We start from the raw sequence: 13109 nt of genomic DNA, 5'->3' as shown, positions 1-13109 counted from the left end.
CACGAAATATGGACAACAAAAAAAGCCCTTTATGATAAAGGGCTTTTTCTATTGAATATGAATCAATTAATAACTACATCGCTGGTAACGGTGGCGGTGTTGAGTTGGTTGTTTTAATATCATTCTTCGATAAGTTGACTTCGTTGTGCTGATAGACTCTAGGTGGACGTGGGTCTTCACCTGCTAAGATATCTTGCAACTGATCTCGGTCAATCGTTTCCCACTTCATTAGGGCATCTACCATCGCATGCATTTTTTCTTGATTACCTTCAATCAATTCACGCGCGATATCATATTGCTCCTCTAACATACGGCGAACTTCTTCATCGACCTTTTGTTGCGTGGCTTCTGAAATCGTACGACTGCTAGAGCCAAAATAGCCTTGCGAGCTGTCCTCATCTTCATAAACCATAATACCAAGCGCATCAGACATACCGTACTTCGTTACCATGGCGCGGGCCATCTTGGTTGCACGTTCGAAGTCGTTAGAAGCACCCGTCGACATTTGATTGATAAAGACTTCTTCAGCGATACGACCGCCGAATAAGATAGCAATATCGCTCAGCATTTTTGATTTATACATGCTGGTTTGGTCATGCTCTGGCAACTGCCAAGTAACCCCAAGCGCAAAACCACGCGGCATGATCGTTACTTTATGCACAGGATCGGTACCTGGTAGTAGCTCAGCGACTAAGGCGTGACCTGCTTCATGATAAGCGGTCGCACGGCGCTCCTCTTCACGAATGACCATTGATTTACGCTCAGGACCCATATATAACTTGTCTTTTGCATCTTCAAAGTCATTCATATCAACGCTGGTCTTGTTGCGACGTGCTGCAAACAATGCCGCTTCGTTGACAAGGTTGGCCAGCTGCGCACCACTAAATCCAGGCGTACCGCGAGCCAGTGCATTGGCATCCACACCGATAGTATTCGGCAGCTTTCTCAAATGCACTTTAAGAATTTGCTCACGGCCTTTAATATCTGGCAATCCTACTTGTACCTGACGGTCAAAACGACCTGGACGCAATAGCGCTTTATCAAGCACATCCGCACGGTTGGTCGCGGCAATGACGATCACGCCTTCATTGCCTTCAAAACCATCCATTTCGACCAATAATTGGTTCAGTGTCTGCTCACGCTCATCATTACCGCCGCCCATACCAGAGCCACGATGACGACCGACCGCATCAATTTCATCAATAAAAATGATACAAGGCGCGCTCTTTTTAGCCTGTTCGAACATGTCACGTACACGTGATGCACCGACACCAACGAACATCTCAACGAAATCGGAACCTGAGATAGAGAAGAACGGTACTTTAGCTTCACCAGCAATGGCTCTTGCTAACAAGGTTTTACCGGTACCTGGAGGGCCAACCATTAAGATACCACGTGGAATCGTCGCACCAAGCTTGGTAAATTTATCAGGGTCGCGTAAAAACTCGACCACTTCGACCACTTCTTCTTTGGCCTCTTCACAACCAGCCACATCTTCAAAGTTCACCTTGATTTGGTCTTCAGTCAACATTTTGGCTTTGGATTTACCAAAGCTCATAGGGCCACCGCCTTTACCGCCAGCGCCACCTTGCATGTTACGCATGAAGAATAAAAACAGACCAATAATCAATAGAATTGGGAAACTGGCTATCAGTAATTGCATCAAGACGCTTTGGCGTTTTGGGGCAGTCCCTTGGACTTCGACTTGGTTCTCACGCAGCAATGGCATGAGCTCATCATCTGACACAGCTGGTCTAATGGTCTCAAATGATGAACCATTTTTCTTTTCGCCGGTGATTTGCTCGCCATCGATTTCAACGCTGGCTACTTGGTTTTCTGACACGGCGGTCACAAACTCAGAGTAGTTAAGGCTATCCGGCTCGGATGATTGGTCAAAGCCGCTAAACACCAGCACCAAAACGCCGATTACCACCAGCCACAATAAGGTATTTTTTACCATGTCGCTCACTAGTTATTCCCATCCCTTACTTATTGGTGTGTTTATTAAACACGTGACGTCTATAAACGTACCGCTCATTTTTTAGTAAATATATTCATAGCCAAAATTTATAAGTCAGACTCATACAACTCAAATGCTGCATGGGGACTGTTTTCACAAGTTATAAATATCAATGACCTATATATCTATCGTAGATGAGCACATCAGGCGCTTATTGTCAGACGACTTTGCCTAAAACATATGCTTGAAACAAAGTTAATATACCATGATATGTGGTGCTAACCTGCATAATTCAAGCAGGTTTCGCTATTATTCAGTTAACGATTGTAGCGAGTTCAATACGCTCATGAGACTATGTTATGGTGACACATTATCTCGCTTACAATGGCTGTGAAATAACGACGTTATGATTATTTAATCGCTATCCAAAACATCTCTTTTGACCGTGGTCGTGACGCACCTGGTTTAATACTACGGATTTTACTAAAATCCTGCTGCATCTGCTTGCGTAATTCTTGTGTGCCTTCACCTTGAAACACTTTCATAATAAGTGCGCCACCTTCTGGTAAGGTTGCAAGCGCGAAGTCCACTGCCAGCTCGCATAAATACATCATACGTGGCTGATCGATTGCGCTGTTTCCTGCCGTATTTGGTGCCATATCGGACAGCACTACATCGACCTGCCTATCACCAACCTCTGCCATGATCGCATCAAACACTTCTGCTTCGCGAAAGTCGCCTTGAATAAAGGTCACATCAGGCAATGTATCCATCGGCAGAATATCAGAGGCAATCAAAATGCCTTTTTCGCCTACTAGCTGACCTGCCACTTGAGACCAACTGCCTGGAGCACTGCCCAAATCTACAACCGTCATGCCTTTTTTAATAATATTGGTCTTTTCATTAATTTCTAATAGTTTATAGGCGGCACGGGCACGATAGCCATCTTTTTGCGCTTTTTGCACATAATGATCGTCAATATGCTCTTTCATCCAAGCGCTACTACTCTTTGACAGTTTTTTATTTTCGATACGCGTGGCCAAAATACCTGCTCCTATTGCTTTGCAAAACATTCATACATATTACTGAAGTAGCTAAAAGATTTATGAAGCACTTTCGATATGGTTTAAATTCATTCGAATATGCTATCAATCAAGATTTTTATACATTTGCAGTCTTAAACTGACTAAATTCTATTGGTTAAAACACTGATTTATCAGACAGTAGCGTTTATAATGTGCCCAAACATTCAGTTTAACATTTTCATCACGTAAAATCGTGCAAAATCCTGCTGATCTCATGCAAGATGACCACAGATTATCTATAATGGTCGTCAACTGCTCTTAATAGCACTGTCTTTTATTTTTACCAACACCTAGGAATTCTATGCAACTCGATAACGCTACCATCAAACGCCTAAGAGGCATTGGTCACGACCTCAAACCTATCGTCATGATTGGCAACAAAGGTATTACCCCAACCATTACTGAAGAGATTGATCGCGCGCTATCAGATCATGAGCTCATCAAAGTAAAGCTGCCTGCTGGCACAAAAGAAGAGCGCGATGTCATCGGTGCGGAACTTGCCAAAGCGGCTAACGCGTCTTTGGTTCATTCTATTGGTCGTATGGCATTGTTACTACGTAAAAATCCAAACGCCAACCCAAAATTGTCTAATTTAGCACGTCATGCATAATAATATGTGATGACCAGCTGGTTTGAGTGATGGTATGGTATGCCATATCAACTCAAATCATAGCCACATGGCGACGATAAATGTAAAAGCCGCGATGCATCTTGCTCGCGGCTTTTATGTTGTCTGCTCGTTTTAGATTTACTTAGCGTGTAATATTAGCTCGCTTAGTCGGTACAATTTTTCTTATAGTTACTTCTATATTTTCATTGTCGGGTCTTAACTTATGAATCAATCATTCAATCTCTATGTGGCCACCGAAACCATAGTAAACGATGCGCAGCAACTGGGTGTAACAGTGGATGAGTTGCAGCGCATCTGTATAAAGGTGCGTGCTCAGATTATTCGACAGCCATCACTATACTTACAGCTAACCTATCAACTCACCCTGCCCAACCAACTGCTAGCAAAGCAGCTAAACTGGTCAGTGTGGCAGCAAGCGCAAGTAAGATTCGATGATTACTTGTGGGAAGAGACTTGCCTTGAGTGTTTTATCGCTGGTCGTCTGATAAATGATGAAAATCTAACAGATGCTCAAAAGGCAACGCCCTATATCGAGATTAATGCCAATCCAGACGGTCGTTACGCGCTATATCAATTTGAAAGCTATCGTAATCCTGCGACCTTACCACCAACACCCTTACATGCAGCTGATGGACAAGCGCGCGCGTCTATTAATTGGATAAATAATGTAAAGCCAACATTAAGGTACGTGGAGAATTCTTCATTTAATGATCCATCACTAGCAAATAAACCTCATCATTATGAGCGCAGCTTTAATGTACCAGTAATCCAACGATCCAATAAGCAATACACCATCGCAAATACTGTGATTGAGCAAATACATCCTTGTGTTATTTTATGGTTTGGTGAGATTGCTTTATATTTTGCCCCAAACCACGCCTCCCCGCCTGACTTTCACAATCGTAGCCACTGGTCGAAATTTGAGCTTTAACTCTACTTTTAACTTAAGCATCACAACTCAAAGCGCAAAAAAAACCAGCAACGCTATAAAGGCATTACTGGATTTGGAGAAAACTTTTAACATAGGTTACATCTAGCTGGCTATTATTTGTCAGCCATCGCGAGGTAAATACCACGGTCTGATGCATCATCGACATATTGCGAATCACGCCATGTCGTATAGCTGTAAGTGCCACTGTATGGGCTAATGCTGTTTTGGCGGAAATCAGATACCCAATCGTTACCATCAAAGATCTGGATATGACCATGTGGACGGTTTGACGTACGATTATAGACAACGACGTCACCCACTTGTGGCTGCATATCATTACTGATCTTGGTAAAACCTGCTTGAGCAAGTGTGCCGCGAGAAGCATACTGATAAGCTGAAGGGTTAGGCGTAAATTCGTAACCTGCTGATTGTAGCGCTTTACGTACATAGCGAGCACAGTAGCCAGAGCTTCTAGATAACGCTACTCGCGATGCACTTGCCGCTGCGATAGCAGGAGCAGAATTGCGATCAGGAGCGCGGCTTGATTGCTGCTGACGCTGCTCATAAGACAAACGGCTGGTAAGCGAAGCAAGCTGGTATTCTTTTTGCTTGGCATGCGCACTTAAATTATCAATGGCTTGACTGATCTCATCATTGCTATATACATGAGCACCACTGTTAGTGCTATAGATATTGCGGCTAGAACCGTAGTTCGCAGAAGCAGAGATGTTAGTGATGGTATGACTCAAGGTATTATTTGGTTGAAAGGTTGTTTCGACAGCACCACTTGTCTGTGCTATACCCATTCCCAATACTGACAAAATTAATAAAGCTTGTTTCATAAATTTACTACCTATTGTTAATACAAGACCGCTCGTCATCCGTGACAAAGCATCAATTAGTTTAGAGGAGATGATCATTACAAAACATGATAAAATCCTTGTTAAAACAGCCCGCTATTTCTTCTGTAGTGACTAATGCTGGTATTATCTGTTAATACCCTATTCCGCTTAGTTCACTGTCTCGCAAATCGTTCAGTATCAATTGCCTTTAGCATGTCAATTATGAATATCGATTTTGTCACCTATTAGATGAGTCATCACGATGTCAAAAAAACAGCCAAATCGGCTTGCCCAACTTATCGACCATCAAGCTTTTGCTGGTAGCGCACTACCCCGAACGCTTGCTGACAATATGCGGCTATACATAGAAGCGACCAACGAGGTAAAAGAGCTATTGGTAGATTGTCTACCTGAAGAAATTCTTAATACCTGTTGGGTCGTAGGCCTCACCTCCGAGCAATTAATACTCAGTGTGGGCTCAATGACTGCTGCCAATCATATTCGCTATTTGCAGAGCGCTTATTTGCAAGTCTTAACAGAGCAGTCAATTACATTTAAACAACTCAAGCAAATTCGCGTCGTCGTCGCTAAAAATTCAGCTGATAATCATTCATCTAAACAACTATCAGCAGCAGCATCAACTTTGTCAAAGTCTAGTAAAGCCAATGAAAATCAGGCTCTTAGCCAAAACACAAAGCGGACTATATCACAGGCCGCAGAGCATGTCACCACTGATGAAAATCTCAAAAAAGCACTTTTGCGTCTGGCAAATCATTGAAATTATTAATATTGCTATGTAAAGTTGTGTAAACAAAACCGTAAAAATCAGCTGATAACGCTGCGATTTTGTAATGACGCAAACAAAAAAAATCACCTGCTAACTCCGTTCACATTATGAACGTCACCAACAGATGATTGAAAAACTATCCACAGCTTTGATATTCTCTACTCTAGAGCAGAATTGTTAAAATAATCTAAACAATACATTCAAAAAAACGAATATTATTAGAATGTAATTACTGCTGGATTATGTAATATTGCGTAAATGTTTCGATACTTCGTGTATATTCCTGTATTCATCCTTCAACAGTCAAACCTTCGAGAGGTAAATACTGAATTGGGCACGTTACATTGTCATCAAAAGTTACAATTTCAAAATTATTATGGTCAGATAGTATCTCACGTACCAATAAATTGTTTAACGCGTGACCAGATTTATAAGCATTAAAGCGACCCAAAATCGGATAGCCAATCAAATACAAATCACCTAAAGCATCCAAAATTTTATGGCGAACGAACTCATCATTAAAACGCAGACCTTCTTCGTTAAGAATATTTACCTCATCAATAACAATAGCATTATCCATACTGCCTCCTAACGCCAAATTATTCTGACGTAAGGCTTCTATATCTCGTAAAAACCCAAAAGTACGGGCTGAGCTCAATTGCTCAATGAAGTTTTGCGTCGAAAACTGCAACTGTGCATGCTGAAAATCTTTGTCGATAGCAGGATGATCAAAATCAATCTCAAAATTTAGCTCAAACCCTTCATAAGGACGCAGTTCTGCCCATTTATCATCCACTTTTACTCTTACAGGTCTGACGATTTTTATAAACTTCTTTAAAGCGTCTTGCTCGCAGAATCCTGCGTCAAGCAGCAACGCTACAAAAGGAGCGGCACTACCATCCATAATCGGTATCTCTGAGGCCGATACACGAATTAAAAGGTTATCCACGCCAAGTCCTGCAATGGCACTAAGCAAATGCTCGACCGTCCCCACACGTGTGCCACCAAACACTAGGTTTGACGACATCATAGTATCTTGTACTAAAAAAGCACTGGCTGGAATCGGCTGACTGCCTTCGATATCAGAACGCTCGAAAACAATACCCGTATCAATAGGTTGCGGATGAAACTCTAAGTCAACAGGCTGACCACTATGGAGACCAATACCTGTAACAGCAATCGCAGTTTTTATGGTTCTTTGGTTCATGGCTGTCTTCTCACATATTTTGTTACAATTGCCATAGTGTATCATTACCCGCCCCTAGTTCGCCATAGTTAAAACTCGCTAATTTCCTTATCTCCTTGATTGATAACACTTATCGTCAATAAATTTTGATGGTTCTCATGTCTTATTGATCACATTGCCTCTGTTAACACAGGGAAATAACAGCCAAATGTTACAATCATAAATTGTTTTATACGCCTATTTATTAATGATTATTTTCGCATTGAGAGGCGATTTTTATAAATAGAGCGCGCTCATAGCTGAATCAGTTTGCTAATATATCGACATTTTCTATACGCACAAAAAAGCCAGCAACTTAGTACTGGCTTTTTTTATTCCAAACATCTGAAAATATTATTTATTTTGTTGACGTTTTAGATAGTCTTGAATGCTATTAGTTTTGGTTTTCGCTTGCTCTTGAGGCGCGCTTGAGCGAGTAGCACTAGCCGTTTCTTGATACATCTGAGCTTGCGATTGCTTCTGGCTGTTTAAAGCACTGGTATGCACGTTGGGGTCAACAGGCTGAGTGCTATTGACAGAAGGAACTGGTGTCTCGACTACTTCTGGCTCTTGCCCAGCGTTTTCATCTAAAGTCAGACCCGTTGCAATAACAGTGACATGTAAGTCATCACCCATTTTTTCATCAATCACTGAACCATAGAAAATATGTGCATCGTCAATATCTGTAATTTCTTCGACAATAACACTGATTTTGCTCATCTCATCCAATGAGAGTGATTCAGAAGAAATTACGTTAACCAATAGACCTTTTGCATTTTCTAAACGCAAGTCATCAAGTAATGGTGATCTGATGGCTTTCTCAGTTGCTTGACGCGCACGATCATCGCCGCTAGCACGGCCGATACCCATCATCGCATGACCTTTGGCAGTCATAGCAGTGCGGATATCGTTAAAGTCGATATTGATCATACCTTCACTAGCGATAGTTTCAGCAATACCTTGAACCGCATGCAATAACACATCGTCCGCTTTTTTAAAGGCATCTTGCATAGAGATATTGCCATAGACACTCATCAACTTATCATTCGGAATCGTAATGATAGAATCAACAAAGTTAGTCAATTGCTCAATACCAGCTTTAGCAGCCTTGATACGTTTGCCACCTTCAAACTTAAATGGCGTAGTCACGACGGCAACTGTCAACACTTCCATTTCTTTAGCAATACGAGCAACCACAGGCGCTGCACCTGTGCCCGTACCACCGCCCATACCAGCAGTGATGAACACCATGTCTGAATGTTCGAGTAATGCACGGATGGCTTCTTCTTCGCTTTCTGCTGCTTCACGCCCAACTTCTGGGTTCGCCCCTGCGCCCAAACCGCGATTCGTTTTTGCGCCAAGTTGCAATTTATGCGGTGCAGTTAAACGATCAAGCGCTTGTTTATCCGTATTAGCACAGACGAACGTTACACCTCTAATCCCTTGTTGTACCATATGTTCAACCGCATTACCGCCACCACCACCAACACCGAATACAGTGAAGCTTGCTTGGCCGTTATTTTGAGGCTGGTTATCATCTGGCATGGTGTATTTTGACATAAAAAGGTTTCTCCAGTTGCAGATAGCGTGATGGTCGATACTTGGTAACACACTTATATGGCGCGCTATCGACTTACTATATATAATTGTATTTAAATAAAACAGGGCAATGGCTTAGATAATTGTGCTAGCCAAAATATGCCAGTATGGTATAGGGTGTTGCTTTTCGTATTCTTGCCTATTATATAGCTGCATACTCTTATACTGCTTAATATAAGTATGTTTTGCTAACAGATTATAATATCTTTTTGAGTACACTAGCAAAACGCTGCCCTGCACTTTGAAAAACACCAGTGACTCGATTTTTTTGAATCGCTTCAGGCTCGCTTTTTTCACTACGGCGAAACTGCTCGCTTTGACTATATAATAGTGTACCAAATGCCGTTTGATAAGCACGATCATTTACTTGACTGTTTAGCTGCTTAAATGACTCATCATTATCAAAATGATTATGAGCACTAATAGCAGGATGAGTGTTGGTTAATACTACGGGCATTTTGAGCAATTTTTTGGTAAAGGGTATCATACCTTTAATCGCCGTACCGCCACCTGTGAGTACGATACCTTTGTCGATATAGCCGATGAGATCAGCCTCATGTAATTGACGAGCAACTTCCGTAAATATCTGCACATAGCGCGCTTCAATAATACGGGCTAGATTATAGATACCAATATTAATCTCGTCACCTGTTCCTTGTGGTTTAAAGATAAAGAATGAGCTAGGATCGACACTATTGACATCGACAGTACCATGGGTCTTTTTCAGCTTTTCAGCTTCAATCATGGAGATACCAAAATCAGCTGAGATATCCATCGTTACTTCGTGGCTACCTGTCGCGATACAATGGGTAAATATCAGCTTGTTTTCTTTATAAACGCAAATACTGGTCGTACTAGCACCAATATCTACCAAACAAACCCCTTGCTGGCGCTCGTCACTCATCAAACTATATTCAGCACTCGTCACTGCATCAAATACAATGTGATCAATACCAACATCACAGCTTTGCAGTAATTTTTGGATATTCTGACGACTAGCAACGGGCATCATCATCATGTGATACATCACAGTAATATTATGCGCCATCATTTCGATCGCATCATCCACCATGAAATCTTGATCATCAACATAGATGCCCTGCTGACAGCAATGCATTAAATAATAGTCTGATGATAGATCGCGTGACTTGGCATTAGACAACGCCTGCACCATATCTTTGGCACGTACCGCCTCATCTTCTACACGTACCTCGCCTGCACTATTTTTGCTCGATAATTCCGGTGTTGCTAGGGTCAACCACACACTGTGCACGCGGCAATTGGCAGTATCTTCTGCTTCTTGAATGGCTTGCTTAATAGCACCTTGTAGACGTTCACGGTGTTTTATTTGACCTTGGTAAAAATCGCTATTTTTGACTTGTCCCACGCCCAGAATACGGATGTCTTTTGCAGAGACAACGTTACCAATGACGACATAGACTGCCGTGGCACTTAGATGGACAACAACCAGATTTTCAGTATTTTTCATGGTACCAGACAAATTATCGCTAAACAGGAGACCAAATGACGTCTCCATTAGATCATTAAAAAAAGCGTTATCAACACGCTATGATGTTGTATATCCTGTGCTACAAACTATCAAAATAGCTCAAACTAAAATGCTAACCAGTTTTTGTTTATGCTATCTATCTATCGTTATTCTGCTTCATCGATTTTTGGCTGTGCCATATCCCAAGCAATGGTAAAACCATTTTTATAGCGCAAATCTACAGACTGTATTTCGCCTCGACGCTCACTTAACTGATTGCCGAGCAGCTGACTTAAACTCAGCAGCTTTTGCGCAGTATTCTCGTTATCAACAATCACACGCAGTCCATTGTCAAAACGAATCAGCCAAGTCATTCTTGGTGACAGGATAATATCTTCGACTTGCATACCAAGTGGCGTATACCAGTCGTTAACTTGCTGCATCTGCTGCATGATAACTGGGGCTTGCGTTATCTCACCTTGTAAGGTGGCGAAGCGTTCTTGCGTCAGATCTTTACTATCAGCAGGGACAAAAACTGCACCTTTTGCATCCACTAAACGCTCTGTACCAAAATTAGCAACCGCCTGCTTAGGTAATGCGGTAACGACTATGCCCCGTTGCCAATCACGAGAAATACTGACCTGATCAACCCAAGCCAGACCCGTCGTAATATCTCTTAATGCTTGCAAATCAGAGGTAAAAAAGCTGCTTACCTTTTGTTGATTCATAACCTGTTGCAATGCGCGATACTGGGTAACTGTCAAACCCTGATTATTCACATGGATAGAAGCTGGCGGTGCATCACGCAACGCTTTTCCACCCATTATCAATATCAGTACGAGCAACCCTAGTACCAATACCATAAAAAAATATTTGAGCGAAGTCGGTACTTGGAACTTAGAGTTTGGGCGACGGGTTTTATCACTCATCAAGTCAGTTACCTCGTTGACAGTTTGAGCCATAACGACCTTTGTCCCTATATTTGCATAAAACTGATCATGCTATTTATAAATGTAACTCTGCATATTTTTGCAGAAGCCTATTAAGTTGACATATTATCAAAATATTTTACTAAAACGATTTATAGGATGACATTATGCTCATTTAAACGTAACATTTTTCTTAATTTATGAATAACTTATGGGCTAAATTCATAGAAAACAGAAATATCACTAAAACAGACCTATAATTACAATATTAACGTATTTTATGGTTAAACAATAGCTTAACCCCTACTAGTGACAACGAATTTACACAAGTTTACATGACGCTGTGGTATAGCAGCTCTAGTGATACATTAACCCGTTCTAGTCTAGTAGTATTCTCAGGCTATCTAGTCTAGTAGTATTCTCAGGCTATAAGAAAAATTTAACTCTAATGATTCATAAGTTTTATCACTGGTTTATTAAGACAGCTTATTAATGACAACTGCCTTAATAAATATCAATAGCATTATGAACAATACTAAAAAATGAGCAATGTTAAAAAGTAGCATTGCTAAATCACTGTTTAAGCAATAACTGCTATACCAGTCACTCTAATGTCTGCGCTAAAATATGCCAGCACAATGCATCAAAGTCCATGCCTCGAGCCTTGGCTGCCATCGGAACCAAGCTATGGCTGGTCATGCCTGGCACTGTATTGATTTCAAGCAACCAGAAGTTGCCTGCTTCATCTTGCATAGCATCGATGCGTCCCCAGCCTTTAGCATCAACGGCACGGAACGCTGCAAGGCTCAGATCTTGTAAATGCTTTTCGTCAGCAGCGCTCAGACCACAGGGAATGTAGTAGCTGGTATCATTACGATTGTACTTGGCTTCAAAATCGTAGAAGTTGGTAATATCAGCAGGTTCAAGACGAATGACTGGATAAGCTTCATCGTCGATAATGACGATTGTAAACTCGCGACCAGTAATCCAGCGCTCAGCCATAACTGCATCACCGCACTGTACCGCCGTTGCATAAGCCGCTGGCAACTCGTCAAGATTGTTGACCTTAGTCATACCAATACTCGAGCCTTCATGAACGGGCTTAATAATAAGTGGTAGACCTAGCATGTTGACCACTTGCTGCCAGTCAGTCTCAGCTGTTAACAATGAAAATGGCGCGGTTGCTAACCCACAACCCTGCCACAATTGCTTGGTACGAACCTTATCCATACCCAGCGCTGATGCCAGAATGCCTGAACCCGTCTGCGGAATATCAAACCATTGCAGCACACCTTGCAACAAACCATCCTCGCCGCCGCGACCATGCAACACATTGAACACGCGGTCATACTGGCGTAGCTCTGTGATATCTTGATGCTTAGGGTCGAAATGAGTGGCATCAACGCCTTGGTTTTGTAGCGCCTGCAATACGGCAGCACCACTGTCTAATGACACGCTGCGTTCATTGCTACTGCCGCCGTAGACAACCGCCACTTTACCAAACTGTCTGGCATCTTTTGCATCACTGGTCGTCGTGTTTAGAGTGGCATCATTGCTCTCTAAATTATCTGCATTTTGAGTGCTGGTATTTTCTTTAGTATCAGTCGTCATGAAGATCGTTCCTAGAATTT

At 41.9% G+C, this 13109-nt stretch carries 11 protein-coding genes; 3 read left to right on the top strand and 8 right to left on the bottom strand.

Features of this window, described 5'->3' with window-relative positions; all coding sequences use genetic code 11:
• Window positions 1–73 precede the first annotated feature (73 nt).
• Both ftsH and B2575_RS06895 read right to left on the bottom strand, forming a co-directional pair.
• On the bottom strand, window positions 74–1969 hold the full coding sequence (gene ftsH, locus B2575_RS06900) for an ATP-dependent zinc metalloprotease FtsH (protein ID WP_055124711.1): 1896 nt from the start codon (window positions 1967–1969) through the stop codon (window positions 74–76).
• A 401-nt stretch (window positions 1970–2370) separates the two neighbouring features.
• Window positions 2371–3003 carry an RlmE family RNA methyltransferase gene (locus tag B2575_RS06895; protein ID WP_045444188.1) on the bottom strand — a complete coding sequence of 211 codons (633 nt, stop codon included), beginning with the start codon at window positions 3001–3003 and terminating at the stop codon, window positions 2371–2373.
• A gap of 343 nt (window positions 3004–3346) precedes the next feature.
• Between B2575_RS06895 and B2575_RS06890 the strand changes: the two genes are divergently transcribed.
• Window positions 3347–3655 carry a YhbY family RNA-binding protein gene (locus B2575_RS06890; RefSeq protein WP_045444184.1) on the top strand — a complete coding sequence of 103 codons (309 nt, stop codon included), beginning with the start codon at window positions 3347–3349 and terminating at the stop codon, window positions 3653–3655.
• A gap of 223 nt (window positions 3656–3878) precedes the next feature.
• Window positions 3879–4607: a hypothetical protein gene (locus B2575_RS06885; RefSeq protein WP_296240756.1), complete on the top strand. Its 729-nt coding sequence runs from the start codon at window positions 3879–3881 to the stop codon at window positions 4605–4607.
• Between the two features lie 113 nt (window positions 4608–4720).
• Here B2575_RS06885 and B2575_RS06880 read toward each other — a convergent pair whose 3' ends face one another.
• Entirely contained in the window at window positions 4721–5449 is a 729-nt protein-coding gene (locus B2575_RS06880) for a CHAP domain-containing protein (RefSeq protein ID WP_045444182.1), read from the bottom strand.
• Between the two features lie 262 nt (window positions 5450–5711).
• On the opposite strand from B2575_RS06880, the gene B2575_RS06875 reads away from it, so the two are divergent.
• On the top strand, window positions 5712–6227 hold the full coding sequence (locus tag B2575_RS06875; protein ID WP_201581977.1) for a hypothetical protein: 516 nt from the start codon (window positions 5712–5714) through the stop codon (window positions 6225–6227).
• Window positions 6228–6525: 298 nt separating this feature from the next.
• Here the strand turns inward: B2575_RS06875 and lpxC are convergent, their stop codons facing one another.
• From lpxC to B2575_RS06850, 5 genes are all read right to left on the bottom strand, one after another.
• Window positions 6526–7443: a UDP-3-O-acyl-N-acetylglucosamine deacetylase gene (gene lpxC / locus B2575_RS06870; RefSeq protein ID WP_045444177.1), complete on the bottom strand. Its 918-nt coding sequence runs from the start codon at window positions 7441–7443 to the stop codon at window positions 6526–6528.
• Window positions 7444–7815: 372 nt separating this feature from the next.
• Window positions 7816–9021, bottom strand: coding sequence for a cell division protein FtsZ (ftsZ, locus tag B2575_RS06865; RefSeq protein WP_045444174.1), 1206 nt, complete (start codon window positions 9019–9021; stop codon window positions 7816–7818).
• Between the two features lie 235 nt (window positions 9022–9256).
• Window positions 9257–10549 (bottom strand): cell division protein FtsA, encoded by a 1293-nt coding sequence (ftsA, locus tag B2575_RS06860; RefSeq protein ID WP_198329470.1) that lies wholly within the window; start codon window positions 10547–10549, stop codon window positions 9257–9259.
• Window positions 10550–10716: 167 nt separating this feature from the next.
• Entirely contained in the window at window positions 10717–11511 is a 795-nt protein-coding gene (locus B2575_RS06855) for a cell division protein FtsQ/DivIB (protein WP_250163100.1), read from the bottom strand.
• 570 nt (window positions 11512–12081) lie between these two features.
• On the bottom strand, window positions 12082–13089 hold the full coding sequence (locus B2575_RS06850) for a D-alanine--D-alanine ligase (protein WP_250163101.1): 1008 nt from the start codon (window positions 13087–13089) through the stop codon (window positions 12082–12084).
• Window positions 13090–13109: the final 20 nt, after the last annotated feature.

The sequence above is a fragment of the Psychrobacter sp. UBA6739 genome, from assembly GCF_002453835.1.
Classification (GTDB): Bacteria; Pseudomonadota; Gammaproteobacteria; order Pseudomonadales; family Moraxellaceae; genus Psychrobacter; species Psychrobacter immobilis_A.
This window is presented reverse-complemented; position numbering and strand designations above follow the sequence as displayed.

What these genes read in the sequence shown, in the direction of transcription:
- B2575_RS06890 (WP_045444184.1), top strand. Translation starts at nt 3,347, where the DNA reads ATGCAACTCGATAACGCTACCATCAAACGCCTAAGAGGCATTGGTCAC.
- B2575_RS06885 (WP_296240756.1), top strand. Translation starts at nt 3,879, where the DNA reads ATGAATCAATCATTCAATCTCTATGTGGCCACCGAAACCATAGTAAAC.
- B2575_RS06880 (WP_045444182.1), bottom strand. Translation starts at nt 5,449, where the DNA reads ATGAAACAAGCTTTATTAATTTTGTCAGTATTGGGAATGGGTATAGCA.
- B2575_RS06875 (WP_201581977.1), top strand. Translation starts at nt 5,712, where the DNA reads ATGTCAAAAAAACAGCCAAATCGGCTTGCCCAACTTATCGACCATCAA.
- lpxC (WP_045444177.1), bottom strand. Translation starts at nt 7,443, where the DNA reads ATGAACCAAAGAACCATAAAAACTGCGATTGCTGTTACAGGTATTGGT.
- ftsZ (WP_045444174.1), bottom strand. Translation starts at nt 9,021, where the DNA reads ATGTCAAAATACACCATGCCAGATGATAACCAGCCTCAAAATAACGGC.
- ftsA (WP_198329470.1), bottom strand. Translation starts at nt 10,549, where the DNA reads ATGAAAAATACTGAAAATCTGGTTGTTGTCCATCTAAGTGCCACGGCA.
- B2575_RS06855 (WP_250163100.1), bottom strand. Translation starts at nt 11,511, where the DNA reads ATGGCTCAAACTGTCAACGAGGTAACTGACTTGATGAGTGATAAAACC.
- B2575_RS06850 (WP_250163101.1), bottom strand. Translation starts at nt 13,089, where the DNA reads ATGACGACTGATACTAAAGAAAATACCAGCACTCAAAATGCAGATAAT.